Source organism: Pseudomonas sp. HD6515 (assembly GCF_024971855.1).
GTDB lineage: Bacteria > Pseudomonadota > Gammaproteobacteria > Pseudomonadales > Pseudomonadaceae > Aquipseudomonas > Aquipseudomonas alloputida.
Map to the genome: position 1 here is coordinate 73526 of NZ_CP079828.1, position 23286 is coordinate 96811.

A 23286-nucleotide genomic window follows, 5' to 3' on the forward strand; every position below is an offset into this window, starting at 1 on the left:
TTTGTGCTTAGAATTTAGCCTTCGTTCTTGCGAGGCGTTTCCGCATTGCTTTCTCCGGCCAGACCCTCGGCACCTTGTACGGTACGTTTCCAATGGCAAAGCAGGAGCTGGCTGGCGTTCGCTTCGGTGATCGGGGTGCAAGCCAGATCAGCGGGCAGACCATCCTTGCTGTCTCGCAAGCGTCTGGACAGATAGAACGAGCCATCCTGCGGCCACTGGGCAGGATCCTTGATGTTCTCGGACTTCCCGCTGCTGTAAAACTCCGATGAGTATGAGCGGCGGCCAGGATAGATCAGGGGAGCAGAGTGAGCGGTCTGCACATTCAGCCACGCTTGAACCACATCTCGCTGATTCTGTGGTCGCTCTTCTAGTACTCCGGCGTAGATGATGCCCGCACCGATGATTGGCAACACTAAAGCGCTCGCAGCGGAAGCCCAGGTGGTCTTCGGGCCAACTTCGCTGATCCGTGCGGACAGCAGCAATGCCCAAGCTGGCAGTGCAGGTAGCAGGTAGGTCCACAGAATGTTGCCAGCGAATGTGAAGAAGACCGGTGTCGCCAAGGCCCAGAGCCATAGGTAGGCTTCGAAGCGCTGCATCGATCCACGCTTGCGGATCAGCAGTGGTAGGAACAAGGCCCATGGAAGGAGCGACAATCCGAGCTGGATCCAGATGGTGCCATATGGCTTTGCATGAGCACTGCCATACAGGTCGCCCGCCCAGTTACTGACGACGTAGCGGCTCCAGTGCTCACCAACGAAGAAGTACTCCATGAAGCCGGGCGTTTTCATCTCGGCCGCGACATACCAAGGCACGGATATACCGAACATAAGCACAAGGCCGCTGATCCAGGGAAGCTTCAGTACCCGTCCCCATTCCTTGTAGATAACGAACCAGGCGAATGCCGGCGCCCCCATAAGCACCAGGGTCAGCGGCCCTTTGGCAAGCAAGCCCAGCCCGAGACCTGCGAACATCAGGTAGGCATCCGCCTTGCTGGCGCACTTCATCCAACGCCAGAAACCGTAGCTGGCCAGCAGAATCGAGAACGACAAAACAGGGTCAGTCAGCACAACACCGCTGGAGACCAGGCCAAGGGTGGTGCTGGAAAAGATAATGGCAGCCCAGATTCCGGCGTTACGAGAAATCTGCTGCGTGCCGAGTTTGATGATGATGAAACAGCTTGCCAAGTGCAGTAGCCACGCTGGGAAACGCGCAGCGAACTCGTTAACGCCGAAGACCGTCATGCTCGCGGCCTGGGTCCAGAAGGACAGCGGTGGCTTGCCCCAGAACGGTACCCCGTAATCGAACATAGGCGTGATCCAGTCATTCAACTCGACCATCTTGCGAGCCATTTCAGCGTAGCGAGCCTCCGATGTGTCCATCAATGGGTAGATGCCCAGCCCCACCAAACGCAATAGCAGTATCGAACCCAGGACCCACCACAGCGTCCTCTCGTTCTTCAGGCTCAGCATTTCTTACCCTCGATCGAAGCCATCGAAGGGTGGAGTGACACTGGATCCGCCTTGCTGCTGTGCTTCAGGAAATAGAGAGGCCGGCGCTTCACTTCCGCGAGTGTCACGCCAAGGTACTCCCCCACCATGGCGACACCGACGCACATGAATGAAGCCATTCCGACGAGCAGGTGATGGATGTCGAAACTGCCAGCCACGAGCGACGCAAGCATGTAGCAGATGCTGGAGACGAAAAGTCCGAAACTGATGAGGCTGAAGATGCGCAGCGGTTTGCGAGAGAAGCTGACGATACTCTCGATGGCCAGATTGAACAGGCCAGCTGCATTCCACTTGGTGCTTCCGGCATGGCGAACAGTACGATTGTAGGGTAGTTCGATGGTACGAAAGCCTACCCAGCCAATCATGCCTTTGAGAATCCTGGAGCGCTCGTCCAGCGCCCGCAGTGCTGCCAGCGGAGCAGGTCCAATCAATCGGAAATCACTGACATCGGTCGGCATGTCCACCTTCTCCACCAGGCGATGCATGACCCAGTAGTATGCCCGGGCACTCATGCGCTTAAACCACGAATCACCGATTCTCAGGTTACGCTGCATGTTCACCACGTCGTAGCCGCGTTGCCAGTAGTCCACCATGGCCGCGATGAGCTCTGGTGGGTCCTGCAGGTCGACATCAATGAAGATCAGCGCACTGCCACGGGCATGGTCTATCCCGGCGCTCAGTGCAGCCTCTTTGCCGAAGTTGCGACTCAGAGACAGGTAACGTACAGATGACCCATCCTGATAGTGGCGAAGAATGTCGGCCGTCCGGTCTTTACTGCCGTCGTCGACATAGAGGATTTCGCAGGAGACGGATAATCGCTTCACCACGCGGGTGATGCGCTGGTGGAACTCGGGGATGGTTTCCTCTTCCTCGAAGCAAGGGACCACAATGGTTAACAACGGATCAGGGCGCTCGGGAAAGCGATGTAATGTCTGCATGATTGAATGTCCAAAAACGATGTGCAATGAATCCAAGTGCAGTGAGGCTTAAGGTCACTACGATTTGGGAGATGAGAGGTGACAGATTCGACTTGATGAGGACCCACATACCCACGCCATTGCCGAAGTTTGTGGCTAACACGACCAGTGCAAACCTGACAGGCTGAAACTTACGAGAGCCATCTGCCACAAAACAGAGCGCCCTATTTCCAATAAAGCTTGCGATTGCGCCAACCATGCCGCCACAGATACTGGCCAGCAACGGAGTAGCAAATTCTGTCGTAACCAGCACTAGGAACACCACGTAATGGATTCCCGTTGCTATGAAGCCGATCCCCAGATAACGAATTAGTAAGGTAATAAGAGGTGGGTTTTGATTTTCCATGGCCAAAGCCTATGGAGGCAAAGGTGAAAAAACAGTGAACTAAATGTAAATGCTTAATTAGCTGAATCTATATATGATAAGTAATGAGTTGGCGCACTAGACTAGCACGCTACAATATCAGAGGGATTGCCTGAGGATTACGCTTTTGAAATAAAGGCCTGCCAATAACGCACGCATGACCTGTGCATTACAATGTTGTCAAGATAAGGAAATGTCAGACGACATTGAGCTAGATTCCCCGAATGAAGGGGGATCGAATGGTTACACAAAATGAAACATATACAAGCAGCGTTGTTTCTTACAGTCCTGACATATTGGATGATCTGCCAATTGATGATCAGCTGGCCGTAGAGTTTTTCGCAACAGCACGTTGTGCCAGTTTCAAACAGGCTGCCCGAGGGCTCAATGTGCCAGTGGTAGGCCTTCGCAAACGCTTGGAGAAACTGGAAGAGCACATTGGTGCTCCCGTGTTTGTCTACAAGCACAACAAGCTTGCTCTGACCCGGACAGGCGAGAGGGTCAGCCAGTACCTGTGCCAACTCTTCGGCCCTGAAGGCCTGGGCAAGTCTGGTGAAAAGGAGGACTCCAGGCTTACCATCGCGATCACAGAGCCAGTGCTGAGCGACATCGTGAACCGCGATCTAGTCGCCTACGTACGCGATCATGCCGAAATGCGGCTGGAAATCCATTCAGAGTGCACAACGCAGATGCTTTCTGAGTGTGAAGTCGATGTGGGTATCGCTTTCGTGAGCCCAGATGATGAGGGCGCTTTTGATCGCCATCCTACGTATAGGTTTGAACGGCTCGGCCGGATTGGGCACGCGCTGTTCATTTCCAGCCGCTACTCAAGGAGCGTCACCCTACCAGTGCAGAGCCTGGATTTGCACAACTTCATGCTCGTTGTCCCTTGGGATGAAGAGATCTTGGCGGGCTCACGAAAGTGGGCATCGATAATGGCTGAGCATCAGGGCGGTACCACTCGGGTAAAGAGCTATAGCTTATCCCGTGGCCTTGTCGTAGGGGGCGCGTGTATCGGTGTGCTGCCCGACTACAGTCGAAAGATGGAGAGGAACATTCTGCCGGTGCCGGGCTTTTTGGACGATCTGGAGGAGAAAGATGTCTTTCTTGTTATCAAAACGAAGCTTGTCCGTAATCCGCACGTTCTGGGAATCCGAAGATTGATCAAGAAGAGCTTTTTTGATAAGAAGGACTGGCTTGTTCGGTAACAGTTTTGTTAGGTTTAAAAATTTCCCCTTAACACTATAGAAACACAACTGTCATATTCGCTTGCAATCTAGTCAGAGTGCTTAGAACAAAGGCATCTTGTTACAGCAGGTGACAACCGTGGCCTGCTCCCATCTGCAAGATAAATTTAGGCCGACGCAGGGCGAAATACAACGTCGGTAGCTAAGCACTTAACATACGAGAGGCAAGCAATGATCCGTTCTTCGAACATGCGGGAAAAGCTGTTGGCTGCCGCAATAGTAGGCACATTTTCCTCGCAAGCATTCTCCGGAACAGTAACCACTGACGGGGCTGATCTCGTTCTGAAGACCAAGGGCGGTCTTGAAGTATCGACTACTGACAAGGAATTCAGTTTCAAACTGGGCGGTCGAGTCCAGGCTGATTACGGCCGATTCGATGGCGTTTTCACCAAGAATGGCGATACCGCGGATGCGGCTTACTTCCGTCGAGCCTACATTGAGTTCGGCGGCACCCTGTACCGAGACTGGAAGTACCAGGTCAACTACGACCTCTCCCGCAACACGGGCAACGACTCCGACGGCTACTTCGACGAAGCCAGCCTGACCTACACCGGTTTCAAGCCGGTCCAACTGCGCTTCGGCCGTTTCTACACCGACTTCGGTCTTGAGAAAGCCACCAGTTCGAAGTGGACCACCGCCATGGAGCGGAACCTCTCGTACGACCTGGCGGACTGGATCAACGACAACGCTGGCATGGGTATCCAGGCCACCAGCACCATCGCTGACATGGCTTACGTGTCCGGTAGCGTTTTCAGCGAAACCAACAACAATTCTGATGGTGACAGCACCAAGCGCTACAACGTGCGTGGTGTCTTCGCTCCATTGAACACGGATGGGAATGTCCTGCACGTCGGCGCCCAATACGCCTATCGCGACCTCAAGGACAGCGCAGTTGATACTCGGATTCGCTCACGCCTCGGTGTCCGTGGCGTCGATACCAATGGTGGCGGTGATGCCGGCACGAACGGCAACCGCATGCTCTTTGGCGGTGCGGCAGCACAGGACGGACTGTGGAAGGACGATTCGGTTTGGGGGCTTGAGGGCGCCTGGGCCACCGGCCCATTCTCGGTTCAGGCCGAGTACCTTCGCCGCAAGCTGAAAGCTGACCAGGCCAGCAATGACCTGAAGGCCTCTGGTTATTACGCCCAGATGGCGTACACGCTGACCGGCGAGCCGCGCATCTACAAGCTTGACGGTGCCAAATTCGACACTATCAAACCACAGAACAAGGAACTGGGTGCCTGGGAAGTCTTCTATCGCTTTGACGACATCAAGGTCGAAGATGGCAACCTGGTCACCGCTGCGGACCAGTCGAACGAGCGCAAGGCCAAAAGCCACACGTTGGGTGTGAACTGGTACGTCAACGAGGCCGTGAAAGTCAGTGCCAACTACATCAACGTGCGCACCGACAACAACGAGAATACCGTGGGCGACGACGGCGGCAATGCCATCGTGACCCGCCTGCAATACGTCTTCTGATCCCTCTCATCAGTCTGACGTGAGAAAGCCGGAAGCGCTCAATGTGCTTCCGGCTTTCGTGTTTCTGACGTGATCAAGCATGGAGCGCCCTCCTCCTACCTCCATTCGCTTACGATGACCTCTCTTGCCAAAGCTCGGCGAATCTGGTGAGATTGCCGCGTCGGGATTTGCATGGTGGCCGTGCAAGCAAATCAAACCTGACTCCTACTCATGATTGAACCTGATTCGACGTCCAGCTTCGCGTCTAACGGCCCTACAAGCGCAGCTACCCCAACGTCGCTCATTAGGGGATAGTCATGTCTGCCAAAAAGCTGCTTCAACCTCTCGCTGCTCAGCTGCACGCCTCATTCTCGGCTTCCGGCCGCCCGTACCCTCACCAGCACATTCACCAGCTGCTCCACGCTGCCATTGGTTCCGTCGCCCCGGAAGTTGCCTCCAAAGACAAACTGCCAATCCAGGTGCGCCGTGATAGCGACAGGCAGTACAACCTCTACGAGACGATCGAGCGAGCGAAAAAGTGCTTGGGATTGACCGATCTTCAAGCAGTCGGCGCGGCTGAAGAAGTCATCGAGGTGCTACGAGCTTCAGGGATCGGCGTGAACCAGGTTCGCCTGCTCCTCGACCCCTCCTTTACTTCGACGACTCGTAAAAAGGCCTTCAAGGCCCTCTGCAAGAATCTGGATCTGAACGAGCTCGGCGATCGGTTCGTCCCGAAAACGGCGACGCTGGCCATAGCGGCGGGAATGGCACCGCCTCCGAAAAACACGTGGAAAGATCGCTTCGCCCTGGCTGCAGCTTTCCCTCTACGGGGACAGAGCCAACTCGTTGAAATGGTGACCCGAAGCGAGTGCTACTTATGGGTATTTCCGCCGACTGACCATCATGCTACGGCTCCCGCGACTCACGACCGTTTCTTCGGTGAGCAGACCTATCCGAGTGCTGAGATGGGCATGGGTTTCAGCATCATCGATTCCGGCTGGGCCCGTCCCAAGTACTCGATGCTCTCCAAGCAGCCGGAGGAGACCTTCATCCAGTATTCGCTTTCGGCGCCAATGTGGTCCTGGAGCGCACAAACTAATACCTGGCGGCTGGGAAATATCCTTCGCACCCAGATCCTTGACGGGGCTCCTTGGCGTAACGAGCCCTTGAGCGATGTGCTGCCAGGTGGTCTGAAGTCTCTGCCGCGGATTTATGGGTGCACCACCTGCCAAACGCTGTTCGTCGAGAAACACAGCGGCTATCCGGATGTACCCACTCAGTGCCAATGCGGTGAGGCGAGCAGTACGGGTGACCAAAACGAGTCACCTGCTCTCAATAGCTGATTTTCCTTACGGTGGCGGGCTATGCCCCCCGTTAGGGATTGGCTATGGGAGCGGGATTCGCTCACCCCAAAACTGAAGGCGCCGCCATCTAACCGAGCGATATGAGCTGAATGCTCGCGGAGTAGATATGCAGAACAGTACCAACAAACAAGACACCCTGGCGGCGATCAATGCACTTGTGGAGATTGCGTATGATCAGGGATTTGCGAACGGACACGGGGTCGGCAATCAAGTCGGTTTCGTAGCCGGTGTCATGAGCCTCAAAGCTGCGTTGGCCTGCGGCTTACGGCACGGCTCACCTGAATGTGGAAAGGCCCTTGAAAGCCTCAAGCGCATCGGGATCGACGAGTGAGAAAAAGTATGGGTCGTGCGCTGATCGCGCACGACCCATACTTCTACTTCAGGTCATTTCCCTGCTTAGCTTCATGATTGAAGCTCAGGGATCAGGTGCTTCTGCGGTAGGCCAACAACCGCAAGGCGTTGAAGACGACCAACAATGTGGAGCCCTCATGGATTGCAACAGCAGCACCAATGCTCAAGCCCATGATGGTCGACGGAACCAGGATGGCCACAATCCCCAAGCTGACGAACAGGTTCTGGCGGATGATCGATCGCGTGTGACGGCTCAAACCCACCGCAAATGGGAGTTGCCTGATGTCGTCAGCCATAAGCGCGATATCAGCTGTTTCCAAGGCGACGTCAGATCCGGCAGCCCCCATTGCGATGCCAACGCTCGAATTGGCCATGGCAGGGGCGTCATTCACGCCGTCACCCACCATGGCCACCTTGGCGCTAAGGCGCAGGTTCTTGATGGCCTTGACCTTGTCTTCCGGCATCAGGTCTCCCCACGCCTCATCTAAGCCAACTTGTTTGGCTACCGCCTCTGCAACGCGGTTGTGGTCTCCAGAAATCATGACCATGCGGTCGATGCCCATCTCTCTGAGTTTCTGGAGTGCCTCTTTGGCCCCCTCTCGGGGTGTGTCCAATAGCCCGATAGCGCCCAGATCCTTGTCAGCACGACGTATCACCATGGTTGTGCGGCCCGACTGACGTAGACGCTCTGCAGCCTCCAGGGCAGCCTTGCTCAGTGCGGGAATACCATTGGTACCGAACATCTCGACCTTGCCAATCCAGACGAACTGCCCATCAAGCTCAGCACGCACGCCGCGGCCAATCATGTTGCTCATGTTCTTGGCTTGGATTCGGCGCCGTGTGCCAATCATCTCTTCACCGTCACGCACAATTGCCGCAGCCAGCGGATGGTCGCTCATCGACTCCACAGCGATGGCGACGTTTAGTAGATCCTCGATCTGCGTGCCGCCCACGGGTATTACATCGGTAATGCGTGGGCGCCCTTCGGTCAGGGTACCGGTCTTGTCGAATGCCATGGCATTCAAGGCGCCAAGCTCTTCAAGTGGCGCACCGCCCTTGATCAGCACGCCACCTCGGGCTGCCCTGGCGATGCCAGAGAGAATGGCGCTTGGTGTAGCGATCGCGAGCGCGCAGGGGCTGGCTGCAACCAGAACGGCCATCGCCCGGTAGAACGAGTCACGGAAAGGCTCGTCAAGAAAAATGCCGGCAAACAGCAGCCCTACTACCAGCAGCAAAACTACCGGGACGAATACCCGCTGGAAGCGGTCCGTGAACTGCTGGGTCGGTGACTTCCTGACTTCGGCTTCACTGACCATCTTGATGACCCGCGCCAAGGTACTTTCAGTGGAGCGCCGTGTTACCTCAACCTCGATGAGAGTTTCGCCATTGATGGTGCCGGCGAAGACTTTCGAAGCTGCATCAACTGCATCTGGCTTACTACGTGCGAGCTCGACATCAGCGACAGGTTGCTTGTCCACGGGGACGCTTTCACCGGTCACTGGCGCCTGGTTGATACTTGAGGAGCCCACGACTACAAAACCATCGGCCGGCAGGCGGTCATTTGGGCGCACGATGACAACGTCACCGGGAACCAGCAGTTCCACCGGCATTTCCGTCGTGCCATTTGCTCTGCGTACGATCGCCGTGGCCGGTGCGAGCTTGGACAGTGCCTCAATCGCTTTCTTGGCCCGCCCCATCGCGTAGCTTTCAAGGGAATGCCCCAGACTGAACAGGAACAGCAGCAGAGCCCCCTCAGCCCAGGCGCCGATGCTCGCGGCACCGGCTGCGGCGAGAAGCATCAGCGAATCGATCTCGAAGCGCTTCTGGCGGATGTTGCTGATCGCTTCCTTGATAGTGAACCATCCACCGAACACGTAGGCAGATACGTACAGAACCAGTGACAGCCTATCGATCAGCCCGAGCTTTCCTGCGAGAGCTCCGGCACCGAGCAGCACACCACAGATCAGCGCGAAGACCAGCTCGGTATTCATGCCGAAGATACTGCCATGCTCGTGGCTATGGCCTTTGTGCCCTGCTTGGTCGTCTGGGCGTTCAAGCAAACTTTTCATAACTCGTCCCTTCTGGGGTCAAGGCTTCCAATTGCCCTCTGCAGTTGGGAGCCGTCGCGGTTGGTTAGCTAAGACCTATTGCACGGTTTGCCCCGGCCCAGGCGTTAATATTTCAAAGCTATGGAGCATCGGGCGTAATAAAAAATGCCAGGCGCTGCCTGGCATTTATGAATTCTCTAATTGTTCTGTTCAAATCGTTTACTACTTGTTGTTGATGCATTGCGAATACATCGAGTAACGAACAGTCTTGAGCGTGCCCTGGGAGTCCTCGAAAGTCATCAACCGTGGGTAGACCTGGCAGGTACGGGGGTCCTGCGACTGACGTACAAACTTAGCAACGTCTATCTTCATGCCATATTTGTAATCCTGAATCTCCGGCATAGGCTTGCCATTCTTCTCGGCATACTTGGCCACCGCAGCTTGGTGCTCTTTGGTGTATTGCAACTGCTGGCTTTCAGAGAAAGTGTTAGCCTGCGAAGCCATCGAGAACACAACAAGTGCAGCGGCAATAATTAGCTTTTTCATAAGAACCTCTCAAATTCAAATCTTCTCGGGCGTAACTTTAGCAATGCACAGGCATCACCGGCATGACGAGAAACTTACAATTTTGAAAGGTAAGCGCATCTACCTCATATAAAACAAAAAAGCCCACAACGCGTGTTGTGGGCTTCTCTTTAGCGGCGGCTATCAGCTAACCGCCTCAGCCTCCTCACCATCTTCATCCTTGCGGTGCGCCCAGTGATACAGGGCTGGCAGTACCAGCAACGTCAGCGCGGTGGAAGACAAGATCCCGCCAATCACCACCGTCGCCAGAGGCCGCTGAACTTCTGCACCGGTACCGGTGGCCAGGGCCATCGGGATGAAGCCCAGGGACGCCACCAAGGCAGTCATCAGAACAGGTCGCAGACGGGTTAATGCACCTTCATCGACTGCCTGCCTGAGCGTTCGCCCTTCCTCCCTTAGCCCGCGGATGAAGGCAATCATCACCAGGCCGTTCAGTACTGCAACTCCGGACAGTGCAATGAAGCCGACACCTGCCGAGATCGACAGAGGGATGTCCCGCAGCCACAACGCCACGACACCACCGGTGAGTGCGAATGGAATACCGGTGAAGACCAGCATGCCGTCCTTCAGGTTGTTGAACATCAGGAACAACAAGGTCATGACCAGCAGCAAGGCGACTGGAACAACGATCTGCAGCCGTTTGGCAGCCGACTGCAGCTGCTCGAACTGGCCACCCCAAGTCGTCCAGTAGCCCGCAGGGATTTGCACCTTCTGATCCAGCGAAGCGGTCGCCTCCTCAACGAAGGATCCCAGGTCACGGCCTCGAACGTTGGCGCTGACGATTACTAGACGCTTGCCGTTCTCGCGGCTGATTTGGTTCGGGCCCAGTTGCAGGTCCAGATTAGCGACCTGCGACAGCGGGATGAAACCGATCTGGTTGGCACCCTGAGCCGCATTGGCAGGCACCGGAATCAGCAAACTGGACATCCCCGCTACGTCGGTGCGAACGGTCTCAGGCAGGCGCACTACCATGTCGAACCGACGGTCGCCCTCATACAGCGTGCCGGCCTGGCGACCACCCACGGCGATAGCGATCGAGTTCTGAACATCCGCGATGTTCAGGCCGTAGCGTGCTGCTTTCTCGCGGTCGATGTTGATTGTCAGCACCGGCAGGCCGGATGTCTGCTCAACTTTCACTTCCGACGAGCCCGGTACCGCTTTGAGCGCTGCCGCGATCTTGTTGGCGGTATTGTTGAGTACGTCCATGTCATCGCCGAAGACCTTCACAGCGACGTCACTACGCACGCCCGAAATCAGCTCGTTGAAACGCAGTTGGATTGGCTGCGACAACTCGTAGTTGCTTCCTGGAACACCCGCTGCAGCCTTCTGCACCTCAGCAATCAGCTCATCGCGAGGCTTCTTGGGGTTAGGCCACTGATCCTGAGGCTTGAGCATGATGTAGGCGTCGGAGGCGTTCGGTGGCATCGGGTCAGATGCAATTTCCGCGGTACCCGAACGTGCGAACATACGCTCGACTTCAGGCACCTGCGCTATTACCGCTTTCTCCAGACGCTGCTGCATCTCGACGGACTGAGTGAGGCTCGTTCCAGGCACACGCATGGCCTGCATCGCAAAGTCACCCTCACTGAGACTTGGGATGAACTCGCTACCCATACGACTTGCCAGCACGCCGCTCAGTACGACCAAGGCTACTGCGGCCGAGAAAGCGATGTTCCGATGTCCCAGCACCCATTGAAGAACCGGCTCATAGCGCAGTCGAGCTGTGCGCATGACCACACCTTCTTCTTCCTTCACCTTGCCAGTGACGAACATGGCAATAGCTGCAGGAACAAAGGTAACAGACAGGATCATTGCACCCAACAGCGCCATCACAACGGTGAAGGCCATCGGGTGGAACATTTTGCCTTCGACGCCGGTGAGGGCGAAGATCGGCAGGTAAACCACCATGATGATCAGCTGACCGAAGATCAGCGGCCGGCGAGCTTCTCGCGCCGCGGCAAAGACCTCGTGGAAGCGTTCAGTTTTGGTGAGCATGCGGCCATGCTTATGCTGCGCATGAGCCAGTCGACGGATCGCGTTTTCTACAATAACCACGGCACCGTCGACGATGATGCCGAAGTCGAGTGCCCCCAAACTCATTAAGTTGGCACTGACCTTGTTGTTGAACATGCCTGTGAAGGTGAACAGCATGGACAGCGGAATCACCATCGCGGTGATCAGTGCCGCACGGATGTTGCCGAGGAACAGGAACAGAATGGCGATTACCAGAATCGCACCTTCCACCAGGTTCTTCTTCACCGTCGCGATGGCTTTTTCAACCAGGTTGGTACGGTCGTAAACGGTCACGGCCACCACGCCCTTTGGCAGGGTGCGGTTGATGTCCGCCAGTTTGGCGGCGACAGCTTGAGATACGGTGCGGCTGTTTTCACCAATCAGCATGAACACGGTACCGAGCACGACTTCGCGGCCGTTCTCAGTAGCAGCACCTGTACGGAGCTCTTTACCGATGCTGACGTCAGCAACGCTGCTGATACGAATCGGTGCACCATCCACACTGGTGATCACGATGTTGGCTATGTCGTCGATGTTGCCTACCTGGCCGGGCGCACGGATGAGCAACTGCTCACCATTACGTTCGATGTAGCCGGCGCCGACGTTGGCGTTGTTACTTTCCAACGCTGCAACCAGGTCATTGAGGGTCAGCTTGTAGGTAGCCAGGCGCTTTGGATCCGGCGCAACCAGGAACTGCTTGGCATAGCCGCCGATGGTATTGATCTCGGCCACACCCGGGACGTTGCGCAGCTGAGGCTTGATGATCCAGTCCTGGATCACGCGCAGGTCGGTCGGGGTGTACGGCGTACCGTCCTCTTTGACCGCGCCATCTTCGGCTTCAACGGTCCACAGGAAGATCTCACCGAGACCGGTGGAAACAGGCCCCATGACAGCTTCCACGCCATCTGGCAGCTGTTCCTTCGCAACCTGCAGTCGCTCGTTGATCAGCTGACGGGCAAAGAAGATGTCAGTGCCATCCTTGAAGATCACGGTGACCTGAGACAGGCCAGAGCGAGACAGGGAACGGGTCTGCTGAAGGCCCGGGAGACCGGCCATTGCTGTTTCAACTGGAAACGTGATCCGTTGTTCGGTTTCCAACGGCGAATAGCCAGGCGCTGCAGTGTTGATCTGCACCTGGACGTTGGTGATATCGGGTACCGCATCAATGGGCAGCTTTTGATAGCTGTAGATACCGATACCCGCCATGATCAGAACAGCGATCATTACTACGATGCGCTGCTCGATGGCGAATCTGATGATACGTTCAAACATGAGAAATCATCCTGTCAGTTCGCATCAGTGACCGTGTTCGGCAGAAGCTTTGCCGAGCTCGGACTTGAGTGTGAAGCTGCCACTGGTTGCTACCTGGGCGCCGGCTTCAATACCGTCGATGACTTCCACGTACCCATTATCGCGACGACCCAGTTTTACCGGGCGGGTGTCAAACCCATCTGGGGTGCGTACGAATACCGAGGGTTTGTCTTCAACGGTCTGCACTGCGTGCTCAGGGACCGCTACGGCAACTCGATCGGTTTGGGAAGTGACCGCAATGTTCACGAACAGGCCTGGACGCCAGGCACCGTTGGGGTTGGTCAAGGTGACGCGGACAGTAGCTGCACGGTTTTGCTCGCCCAGCAGGCTCCCGACATAACCCACCTTCCCTTCGACCTCGACGTTCATGTCAGGCGAAGAGACTTTCACCGCACGACCAGTCGTGACTTTGCCCAGATCTGTAGGCGGGACGGCGAAGGTTGCCCAGACCTGATTCAGGTCGGAAAGGATGAAGGCGTTGGTCGCCTCGCTGACGACTTCGCCAACGGTCAGGTGTTTCTCCACCACCACGGCGTCGAAAGGGGCTCGGAGTTCGTAACGATTACCGCCAACGGAGTTAACCGAAGCACCGATCGCACCGACCTTCTGCTTGGCGTTGGCCAAGGAGATCTCCGCTTCTTGCAGCGCTTGGCGTGCTTGGAGGTAGTCTTGCTCTGCGGAAATCTTGTCCTGCCACAGCTGCTTCTCACGCTCGAAGGTCACACGCGCCAGTTCGACGCGACGCTGTGCGGCCTGTTGTTCGCTGCGCAGGTCAGAGATCTGCTGGCTGGCGATTACAGCGAGGACCTGACCCTTTTTGACCGTCTCACCCAGATCGGCTTGGACAGTCTCAACAACGCCAGGAACACGAGGAACTACGTGGGCGGTCCGGTCTTCATCGAAGCGAATTTCGCCCGGGAAGCTCACGACTGTACCCAAGTCACGGGGTGCTGCAGCTTCGAGAGCAACGCCGGCTGCCTTGATCTGTTCAGCGCTGAGCCTCAGCTTGCCCTCTTCTTCACCACCCTCTTCGCTGTGACCTTCTTCACCATGGCCCTCATCACCTTCCTCTTTGGCGGCAGATGCGGCTTTCTTTTCGTCGCCATGACCATCGTTAGCGCCATGCTCGGCGGTACTGGCGGCCTGCTGTCCGGAACTGTTGTTCCAGGCAAGGCTGCCAAATCCGAGGGCTGCCACAGCGGCTACCGCGAGGGCGATCTTGCGTTTGTTATCCATTGCTACTCCTGCTAATCGTAGGCACCGGCTTGTTCAAGGCTGTGTGCCGAAGAAAATGTTTGGCCCGTTCAGCGAGCGCCGGCAGTTGAGCCGACTTCGCCATAAACCCTTTCCACCTGCGCACGCGCATTGGTCGCCGCTGCCAACGATTCGAGGTATTGGCCACGAGCGACGATCAAGGTGCGCTGGGCATCCAGCACTTCGATGAAGCCGAATTTGCCCATCTCGAAGCCGCGGGTTGCTGTCTCTACGGCTTGTTGGGCTGACGGCAGAATGGTCTTGTCGTAGGACTCGACCTCCTGCATGGCGGTGGACCACTGGTTCAACGCGGTTTGGGTTTCGGTGCGCAGGCGCAGCTCCACGGCATTGCGCTGGTCTCGGGCCTGATCTGCACGTCGAGAAGCGGAAAGGATGTTGCCCTGGTTGCGATCAAACAGCGGCAAAGGCATAGACAGGCCAACAGTGTTGACTCGCTCTCGTACAGAGCGGTCGTACTGGCTACCTACGCTGACAGTAAGGTTCGGGATACGCTGAGCTTTCTCTGAGCCGAGCGAGGCATCGCTCTTGTCGATCTGTACCACGGCCTGGCGCATTTCTGCGGTCTGGTCGAGCTTTGCCAGTAGATCTTCAGTACGAGGCGGCAAGCCCGGAGATAGGGTTGGCGATTCGAGTCGATCAAACACGGTGACTGAGCTGCCCGTAATTTGAGCGAGCTGTTGGTAAGCGGTTGCTTTCTCTGTTTCGGCGCGTCGAACTTGCAGCTTGGCCTCGGCCAGTTGCACCTGGGCACGGGTGGCTTCTACCGGAGACGATTTACCTGCGCGAACACGGCCATCGACGATGCGGAGACCGCGCTCAGTCAGTTCGAGAGATTGCTTGGCCAGGTCAAGGCCTGTCTGGGCCCGCAATGCGGCGTAAAAGGCCTGCACGACGTCTGCACGCAGACCGTTCACGCGACGGTCCAACTCCAGCTGTGCGGCGGTCTGCCCGTAAGTGGCGACGTCAACACGAGCTCCCCGCTTGCCACCCAGTTCCAGGGTCTGGCTAAGCGACACGGTCGTCGTGCTGGTGTTACGACGGGTGTCTTCTACGTCGTACGAAATAGTGGGGTTGGGGATAAGCCCGGCCTGCTTGCGAGCACCATCAGCGATCCCAATCTCTTGCCGGGCCGCGGCCAGGTCAGGGTTGGCATCCATGGCCGTCGAAAGCGCCTGGGGCAAGCTGATGCTTTGGGCAAGAGCTGCAGGTGCCATCAGTCCAGAAATGACTGCACAGAGTGCAGCGATCTTCCAGGGCGAGACAGAGGTCTTGGATAAGACATTGCGGTTATACCGGGGCACTTTGATGGTCCTCGTGCACAAACTTCGATAAAGCTTGGCGAGAACGCCGAAACAGCTGCCAAGCCCCACTTGATTAGGTGATGGCACTCTAAAGAGCGGTAGCTATCAGAGGGGTGGCTAGAAAATTACAATTTCGTAAGAAAGCGCTGTAATGCCCGTAAATACTGGGAAATCTAACCCGGTACTAGGATTTCGTTACAAGCAACGGAGATGGCAAACACGCGGCGCGAAGGTGCCAAATAACGGACAGATGACGAAATTGTAATTGTTCTATCACCCTCCCGTTATCTTCGGCCTGCAAATATGAGCTCGCGCTACGCTAGGCGCGCCGCCGGGTCAGAACAATTAACGACACCCGCGCAGGTAAACATAATAAAAACTGCCGTGAATCAAAGGAGCATCGGATGAAAATCAAAGTACCACTGTATTTGGCGGCAGTTTCTGCGCTGTCTGGAAGCTATGCTGTTTCGGCACAGGCTGAAGACAAGCCAGAAGGCTTCATTGAAGGCAGCAGCCTTACAGTGCTGAACCGTAACTTCTACTTCAACCGTGATAATCGCGACAGCTCGGCCCCCACTTACAACAGTGGCAAGGGCAATACCAACGGCTACTCCGAAGCCTGGGCGCACGCGATCATCAGCAAATTCAACTCTGGGTTTACCCAGGGTACTGTTGGCTTTGGCGTTGATGCCTTCGCCATGATCGGCCTCAAGCTCGACACCGGTGATGGCCGCAACGGCGGCCGTAGCTCCTTCGATGTGCTACCCGTTGATAACAAGGGCGAAGCTCGCGACGAATACACCAAGGTCGGCGGCGCAGCCAAAGTCCGCTTGTTCGATACCATCGTGAAAGTGGGTGATGTTTTCCCATCGACTCCGGTCGTTGCATCCGGTGACTCTCGCCTGCTGCCAGAAAGCTTCCGCGGCGTGACCGTTGAGAACACCAGCATCCAAGGCCTCACCCTTCAGGGTGGTCGACTGCACGCCATGAGCCAGCCACTCTCCAGTGACCTGAACGACAACTTCGTGACCTTCTACGGCGGCCCGGTCAACTCGCCATGGATCGGTTACGGTGGTGGTGACTACTCGATCAACGACAACTGGACTGTGAGCGTCTACGCCAGCCAGCTGAAAGACGTCTGGAATCAGTACTACGCCGGTACCAGCGTTGTTTACCCGCTGAGCGACGATCTGGCTCTGATCGGTGGCTTCAACTACTACAAAGCCGTAGATGAAGGTAAGAAGCGCCTGGGTGAATTCGACAACAACATCTGGAGTGCCAAGGTCGGCGTGCGTTACGGTGCTCACACCCTGGCCCTGTCGCACCAGCGCAACAACGGCGACGACGATTTCGACTATCTGCGTCAGTCGGACTCGATTTTCGTCGACAACTCCATCCAGTACAGCGACTTCAACTCGCCGAAAGAGCGTTCCTGGATGCTGCGCTATGACCTGAACTTCACCAGCTACGGCATTCCAGGCCTGACGTTCATGACCCGCTACGCCAGAGGCTCGGGCGCGGATTACTCGAACGCTAACCAGTTCTACATGCGCACCGACGACAACGGCAACCCGCTCGACAATCAGAAGCGTTGGGAGCGTGACGTCGAAGTCAAATACGTTGTCCAAACCGGTCCGGCAAAAGACTTGTCCTTCCGGTTGCGCCAGGCAACCACGCGTGCTACTGCATTCGAATCGGATCTGGATGAAACTCGTGTAATCATCGAGTACCCGCTTTCGATTCTGTAATTCGCTAACTGGACCAGTTATTCCTTAGCTGGTCCTATTAGTAAAACGAGCATTACGAATTCACCTTGAGTGGCTTAAGTGCTCCTTTGGTAAAAGGTGGATATTTGGCGCCCATTGGGCGCCTTTTTTTTGCCTAGAATTCAAGTAGGCGTTCGATTGCACGCATCGCATGCCGGTGAAGTTCATGGCTACACCAATGACCAGTTTCCTCAATGTGAGCAACCTCGCCGTCATCTGAGCGGAACGAAGCCAGCACGAAGAAGAAAATAACCCAATACTTCATAAGGTCAAATCACCTGCTGGAGAGCGGGCCCGCAACTGTCAAACCCAAACCGCGACAAGATATACCGCCAGACTATCAACTGTATTACCTAGAAATTACAAATCCGTCATTTGAGCCCCGGCACGCTCATTTTGATTTACCATCCCTTTCAATAATGCCGGCGCGCGTGCGCGGTTAATTGCTCAGTGATATCGAGACAAAATCCCATGCGAATTCTGGTAATTGAGGATGAAGTAAAAACTGCGGAGTATGTGCGTCAAGGTCTGACGGAATGTGGCTATGTCGTTGATTGCGTTCACACCGGCTCTGATGGATTGTTCTTGGCCAAACAGCACGAATACGAGCTGATTATTCTCGATATAAACCTTCCAGAGATGGATGGTTGGCAGGTCCTTGAGTTGTTGCGCCGTAAAAATTGCCCTTCCCGCATCATGATGCTGACGGCGAGAAGCCGGCTGGCGGATAAGGTCCGGGGGCTGGAGAACGGCGCAGATGACTACCTAATCAAGCCATTTGAGTTTCCTGAGCTACTGGCCCGGGTTCGCGCCTTGATGCGCAGGTCAGATCACCCTGCATCCGTAGAGGTCATTCGCGTCGCTGACCTGGAGCTTGATCAGAGCCGGCACAGGGCATTCAGGGACGGTCAGCGCATTGACCTGACCACGAAAGAATTCGCGTTACTGCATTACCTGATGCGTAATACCGGTGTGGTGCTGAGCCGCACCCAAATTATTTCGCAGGTTTGGGATATGAATTTTGACTGCGACACAAACGTTGTAGAGGTGTCGATTCGAAGACTCAGAGCCAAGATAGATGACCCTTTCGAGACCAAACTGATACATACGCTTCGGGGCGTAGGGTATGTGCTTGAAAAACGATAGTTGCCAAGCTCTCTAGTACCGAAAATCCGCTACATACTCCCGTCGCTTGCGAGCTTGAGGTTTCTGTTTACGATCCGCGGCGCTGATTCCTCACTCAAAAAATGAGGTAGGCTGTACATGAGGTATAGCATTGATTATCAGCAGGTTTCGCAAGGGCAATCTGATGCCAGCATTAATGCCTGTCCAGCTGACATTGTCTTCAACAGCGACCATGGCCTAGCTCTTATTCCGTGCGTTGGCGATGTTATCAACCTCCCCTCTACGGCGGTCAAAGAAGGGGTTTGCGGCATCGTTAGATCAAGGATTTTCAATTATCTCAGAGGTCCTGAAGAGCTGTACTGTCACGTCAATATTCTCGTTGAAGAGGCGGACATCAATTTCGGAAGTCTCATCTCGGAATACATGCGCAATCAGTCACGTGCTCGCTCGCCTTCTTCATAAAGTCGAAGGCGGGCCTGGCCATTAATGGTTGTGTATGGGTGAGGGTTCAGCAGAGCGAGCGCCTACTGAGCACCAGAGATGAATAGTCACAGCCTAGTGGCTTAACGCGGTACTGCTGGTGTACGCAGAGCTGGACTCATTGTTTTTTGAATGGCGCATTGCAGCACATAGAAATATAAAATCCCGGAAGTAAATACGATTGCGGACAGATAAGCAAACTCAGAGTCTAAAACCCCGGAAACCATATACAATTTAATCGTGATAGAACCCATAATGATTCCGGTACAGTACATGACGCCTGTGAACTGATTGCCCAAAAAACTCAGGATGCCGCTGAAGGCATTGTTCGCACTCAACAGCATTGCTTTCAGAATCGTCCAGCCGAGAATTGGCAGAAAAGCCTTGATCATGAAGGCGAATAACATCGACGATGCAAATAGTTTTATCGGGGTTTCTGCCCACGGCTTGATGGTGCCGTCTACTTCAACGCCGGTATACAAGATGATATTCAGAATAATCGCCATAAGGGTGCATATACCGAGGCGTATCATTTCCCGCTTAAGCGGGGCCATCATTATCACTGCGTGAATCTTGTTTCCAAAGTATCGTTTTAGTCCTTGAATCGACATTTTTTCTTCCTATGCTCTCGGGTATGACGCTGTTGTAGCGTTGTATAACGGTCATGCTTTTACCCGAAGAGAGGTGACGCTTCAACGGCCCTGAATGCGCAGGGGATCTCATGTCCTTCCCCTGGCTGGGTAGCTTGCTGAGAAATTCTCATCTACCTGCGTGGCAAAGATGCGGCCACCCCGCCGCCGTCAGAGCTCTGGAGGACTGGTTGCTGTCAGCAACTCATCGAGTGACGGAACCTTAGCGTTTGCACTGAGGACGAGTGTCCTGGATCGGAGTATCGATACATCAAAGAAAGATTCGGACTCGACTCTTCCGTTTACTTCTCTCCAGTGGGTGACTTCTGGTATCAACTCATTAGGCACCGGGTGTAGTGCCATAGGGTTATGGAAGACCTCCACTTCAGCAGACCACGGCTCGTAGCCATATTGCGGCCAGAGCTGACCGTAGTCGCTGGACGCTACATCCAACAGAAATGGGATACCTCGTGATGCTCCTGGAGAACGGTCGAAAAACTCACCAAACCGCAAGTATCGGTACCCGTCTAGATGAGCTCCACCTGAGATCGGCACTCGGCTGAGCTTTGGCACTGTGCAGGCATTGGTGAAAATGACCGCTGAAAGATGGGCATTTTCCCTTAGCGTAAATAGGCCGTTGGGGCGCCCTGATAGCAGAGATGTCTCTTCCTCCACAGTTATCAGGTGCGTACCACGATGCGCAGATGAGTGAACTGCAAAGCCATAGAGATAGCTGATGAGCGACTCCCTGCTCCACAGCATTGAACTGGGCGCATGGAAATCGGCTAAGGCCAGAATGAGCGGCTTACCCTCCACGTGCGGTAGGGATTCGTAGCGCTTGTCCAATTTGTTTTGGATGGTCCTCGCAAACCTTTCTGCAGCCGCTCCTAAGAAGCGCTCATGTCGGTCAGCGGGTGGGGGGACCGGCGAGGCGCCAAAATGCTCATACCGCTCTTCCGGGTTGGCTGTCACTGCTTCAACCCAGGCCTCATCTCCCAGCCTATTCTCGATGTGAAAATCGGGTGATTCTTTAGGCTGGGTGACCAAGAGTCCCTGTTCGCGAAATATCGCTAACAGGTGGGCCTCCCAAAGGCGGGTGTGAAAATTCTCAGTCTGGCAATCGGGAACCCAATTTCTGTCTGGGGATGGCAGTGCGAGATACAGTTGATTCAGCGCCCACGCCCCAATACGGCGGCTTGGATCAAATAGTGATTTGAACACCACGCTTGGTGTGCGCTTACCCATTCTGCTTAGAGGAGCACGTCGTCGTTCACCTGAAGGGAGTGGAAGCAGATGGGTTGGGGTATTGAGAAAATGGCTGATTGAGGCGCGGGCTTCGGACTCGCCAGTGGTGCACTCACTATGGCTGAGGAGCACCCACACGCTATCGACACGACGCCGCAAGGTGACAGTTCCGAAGCTGCCGGAATGGATATTTCCCTATTGAGCGGCCAGTACGGGTCACCTCCGTCGAGCGCCTCGGCGGTGCGTTGCGTGTCCATTCCCAGCGCGGGTACTGGGATGCCAAAGCAGTGGTCAGTGCCACCGGCACCTGGAGCAACCCCAATATCCCTGCTTATCCCGGTGCCAAGCTGTTCTGTGGCCAGCAGCTGCATTCAGCTCACTATGTTGAGCCGCAGGCGTTCTCGGGCAAGCGGGTCCTGGTCGTCGGCGGCGGCAACTCCGGGGCACAGATTCTCGCAGAGGTTTCCCAAGTAGCGGATGAACTGGGATACGCCCACCGAGCCACTCTTCCTGCCTGATGATGTAGATGGTCGAGTGCTGTTCGAACGGGCGACAGAGCGCTGGAAAGCGCAGATGGAGGGCCGTGTGATTGACCAGCCAGTCGGTGGGCTGGGCGATATCGTGATGGTCACGCCTGTGGTCGAGGCGCGTGAGCGAGACGTTCTTCATGCAGTGAGGCCTTTCGTTCGTTTCACCCCCGACGGAGTGGTCTGGGCAGACGGCTCGGAGACCGCAGTCGATGCGGTGATCTGGTGCACCGGATTCAAGCCGGCGCTGGGGCACTTGGCGAGCTCGGGGTAGTCACTGGTGACGGTCGCGTCGAAGTTTCAGGTACACGGGCAGTGAATGAGCCTGGCCTTTGGCTCGTGGGTTATGGCGAGTGGACAGGCTCTGCATCCGCGACCTTGATCGGGGTGACGCGCACAGCCCGCAGCACTGTCGCTGAGATCGAGCAGTTTCTGGTGAAAGCGGAGGCTTGAGTGCCTCCGCTCTTCCCCTGTGCTCAGTGGGTCTTCTGCGCCATTTCGCTGTGTCTGGGCAACCCGATCGAGATGAGCGCGGCAGCCAGTACGAAAAGGCTGGAAACCCACAGGCAGGCCTCCAGGCCATAGGCTTGGAACACCCAGCCTGACAGCAGTGTACCGACCAGCCGCCCCAAGGCGTTGGACATGTAGTAGAAGCCTACGTCCAGCGAGACCCCATCTTCCTTGGCATAGCTGACGATCAGGTAGCTGTGCAACGAGGAGTTCACCGCGAACAGCACGCCGAACAGCATCAGCCCACCGAGCAGCACCACCTGCGCCGACCAGCCTGCTGATAGGCCCACGGCAATAAGCGCAGGCAGTCCGGCCAGGGCGAGAGCCCAAATGAAGGCCGCTCGGCCGTCGGGCACATGACCACGCTTCTTGCCGGTGATGTGAGGAGCAAACGACTGGACGATGCCGTAGCCAATGATCCACACGGCGAGGAAGCCGCCGACCAGCCAGAATTCCCAGCCAAACGCGGTGCTCAGGTACACCGGCAGCGCCACGACGAACCAGACGTCTCGGGCACCGAAGAGAAACAGCCGTGCGGCTGAGAGGATGTTGATCGCCCGGCTCTTGGACAGCATGTCGCGGAACTTGGGTTTGGCCTTGGCTTTGCCCAAGTCCTTTTTCAGCAGCACCAGACTGCCGATCCAGATCATGGCCAGTACTGCCGCCATGGCCAGCACCGCCAGGGTGAAGCCGAGCAACGCGAGCAGTGCTCCGCCGAGGAAAAAGCCCACACCTTTGAGCGCGTTCTTCGAGCCCGTCAGGATGGCCACCCATTTGTAGAGCGTGCCCTGTTGGCTGTCCGGCACCAGAAGCTTGATGGAGCTCTTGGCGCTCATCTTGTTCAGGTCCTTGGCGATGCCGGACAGTGCCTGGGCGGCCATCACCCATGGCACTGTCAGCCAGGTTGCCGGCACCGTGAGCATCAGCAAGGCCACGACCTGCATGCCCAGGCCGATGTTCATGGTGCGGTTGAGTCCCAGGCGGGCGCCGAGGTAACCGCCCACCAGGTTGGTGATCACGCCGAACACTTCGTAGAACAGGAACAGCGCCGCGATCTGCAGCGGCGTGTAGCCCAACGAATGGAAGTGCAGTACCACCAACATGCGCAATGCGCCGTCGGTGAGGGTGAAGGCCCAGTAGTTGCCGGTAACCAGCAGGTACTGACGCACTTCCGCAGACAGGGCTGACAACGCCTTCATGAT

18 protein-coding genes and 1 pseudogene are annotated in these 23286 nt (G+C 55.9%); 8 read left to right on the forward strand and 11 right to left on the reverse strand.

Annotation, left to right across the window (positions count from 1 at the left end; translation table 11 throughout):
- Positions 1–14 precede the first annotated feature (14 nt).
- Genes KW568_RS29340 through KW568_RS29350 form a run of 3 tightly spaced genes read right to left on the reverse strand, consistent with a single transcriptional unit; the run spans position 15 to position 2831 of the window.
- The gene (locus KW568_RS29340) at positions 15–1469 is read right to left on the reverse strand and encodes a glycosyltransferase family 39 protein (RefSeq protein ID WP_024718167.1); all 1455 of its coding nucleotides are present in this window, start codon (positions 1467–1469) and stop codon (positions 15–17) included.
- A complete protein-coding gene (locus tag KW568_RS29345) occupies positions 1463–2446 on the reverse strand; it encodes a glycosyltransferase family 2 protein (protein WP_024718166.1) in 984 nt (327 codons plus the stop codon). Before KW568_RS29345 ends, KW568_RS29340 begins: the two co-directional genes overlap by 7 nt.
- Positions 2412–2831 carry a GtrA family protein gene (locus KW568_RS29350; protein ID WP_080683654.1) on the reverse strand — a complete coding sequence of 140 codons (420 nt, stop codon included), beginning with the start codon at positions 2829–2831 and terminating at the stop codon, positions 2412–2414. Before KW568_RS29350 ends, KW568_RS29345 begins: the two co-directional genes overlap by 35 nt.
- Before the next feature lie 257 nt (positions 2832–3088).
- Here KW568_RS29350 and KW568_RS29355 point away from each other — a divergent pair, with 257 nt between their 5' ends.
- The 4 genes from KW568_RS29355 to KW568_RS29370 all read left to right on the forward strand — a co-directional run bounded on the left by KW568_RS29355 (position 3089) and on the right by KW568_RS29370 (position 7249).
- Positions 3089–4057: a LysR family transcriptional regulator gene (locus tag KW568_RS29355; protein ID WP_004576061.1), complete on the forward strand. Its 969-nt coding sequence runs from the start codon at positions 3089–3091 to the stop codon at positions 4055–4057.
- A 210-nt stretch (positions 4058–4267) separates the two neighbouring features.
- Complete coding sequence (locus tag KW568_RS29360; protein WP_016487023.1) at positions 4268–5575, forward strand: OprO/OprP family phosphate-selective porin; 1308 nt, start codon at positions 4268–4270, stop codon at positions 5573–5575.
- A gap of 296 nt (positions 5576–5871) precedes the next feature.
- The gene (locus KW568_RS29365; protein ID WP_004576059.1) at positions 5872–6897 is read left to right on the forward strand and encodes a hypothetical protein; all 1026 of its coding nucleotides are present in this window, start codon (positions 5872–5874) and stop codon (positions 6895–6897) included.
- Positions 6898–7024: 127 nt separating this feature from the next.
- On the forward strand, positions 7025–7249 hold the full coding sequence (locus tag KW568_RS29370) for a hypothetical protein (protein WP_004576058.1): 225 nt from the start codon (positions 7025–7027) through the stop codon (positions 7247–7249).
- A gap of 91 nt (positions 7250–7340) precedes the next feature.
- Here KW568_RS29370 and KW568_RS29375 read toward each other — a convergent pair whose 3' ends face one another.
- The 5 genes from KW568_RS29375 to KW568_RS29395 form a co-directional block, all read right to left on the reverse strand.
- On the reverse strand, positions 7341–9338 hold the full coding sequence (locus KW568_RS29375; protein ID WP_004576057.1) for a heavy metal translocating P-type ATPase: 1998 nt from the start codon (positions 9336–9338) through the stop codon (positions 7341–7343).
- A gap of 201 nt (positions 9339–9539) precedes the next feature.
- A complete protein-coding gene (locus KW568_RS29380; RefSeq protein ID WP_004576056.1) occupies positions 9540–9863 on the reverse strand; it encodes a DUF2790 domain-containing protein in 324 nt (107 codons plus the stop codon).
- A gap of 162 nt (positions 9864–10025) precedes the next feature.
- Positions 10026–13187: a CusA/CzcA family heavy metal efflux RND transporter gene (locus tag KW568_RS29385; RefSeq protein WP_004576055.1), complete on the reverse strand. Its 3162-nt coding sequence runs from the start codon at positions 13185–13187 to the stop codon at positions 10026–10028.
- Positions 13188–13211: 24 nt separating this feature from the next.
- Positions 13212–14462 (reverse strand): efflux RND transporter periplasmic adaptor subunit, encoded by a 1251-nt coding sequence (locus KW568_RS29390; RefSeq protein WP_004576054.1) that lies wholly within the window; start codon positions 14460–14462, stop codon positions 13212–13214.
- 68 nt (positions 14463–14530) lie between these two features.
- Positions 14531–15802: a TolC family protein gene (locus KW568_RS29395; protein ID WP_016487022.1), complete on the reverse strand. Its 1272-nt coding sequence runs from the start codon at positions 15800–15802 to the stop codon at positions 14531–14533.
- A gap of 404 nt (positions 15803–16206) precedes the next feature.
- Here KW568_RS29395 and KW568_RS29400 point away from each other — a divergent pair, with 404 nt between their 5' ends.
- The 3 genes from KW568_RS29400 (at position 16207) to KW568_RS29410 (ending at position 19155) form a co-directional block, all read left to right on the forward strand.
- The gene (locus KW568_RS29400) at positions 16207–17550 is read left to right on the forward strand and encodes an OprD family porin (protein ID WP_004576051.1); all 1344 of its coding nucleotides are present in this window, start codon (positions 16207–16209) and stop codon (positions 17548–17550) included.
- Between the two features lie 489 nt (positions 17551–18039).
- A complete protein-coding gene (locus KW568_RS29405; protein WP_003253420.1) occupies positions 18040–18714 on the forward strand; it encodes a heavy metal response regulator transcription factor in 675 nt (224 codons plus the stop codon).
- 117 nt (positions 18715–18831) lie between these two features.
- Positions 18832–19155 (forward strand): hypothetical protein, encoded by a 324-nt coding sequence (locus tag KW568_RS29410; RefSeq protein WP_080574869.1) that lies wholly within the window; start codon positions 18832–18834, stop codon positions 19153–19155.
- 101 nt (positions 19156–19256) lie between these two features.
- Here KW568_RS29410 and KW568_RS29415 read toward each other — a convergent pair whose 3' ends face one another.
- A complete protein-coding gene (locus tag KW568_RS29415) occupies positions 19257–19784 on the reverse strand; it encodes a hypothetical protein (RefSeq protein WP_004577223.1) in 528 nt (175 codons plus the stop codon).
- Between the two features lie 189 nt (positions 19785–19973).
- Positions 19974–21206 (reverse strand): hypothetical protein, encoded by a 1233-nt coding sequence (locus tag KW568_RS29420; RefSeq protein ID WP_231995379.1) that lies wholly within the window; start codon positions 21204–21206, stop codon positions 19974–19976.
- Positions 21207–21238: 32 nt separating this feature from the next.
- Between KW568_RS29420 and KW568_RS29425 the strand changes: the two are divergent.
- Positions 21239–22027 (forward strand): annotated as a pseudogene (locus tag KW568_RS29425) (NAD(P)-binding domain-containing protein); the annotation flags it as partial.
- Positions 22028–22050: 23 nt separating this feature from the next.
- Here KW568_RS29425 and arsJ read toward each other — a convergent pair.
- Positions 22051–23283 (reverse strand): organoarsenical effux MFS transporter ArsJ, encoded by a 1233-nt coding sequence (gene arsJ, locus KW568_RS29430; RefSeq protein ID WP_004575548.1) that lies wholly within the window; start codon positions 23281–23283, stop codon positions 22051–22053.
- Positions 23284–23286: the final 3 nt, after the last annotated feature.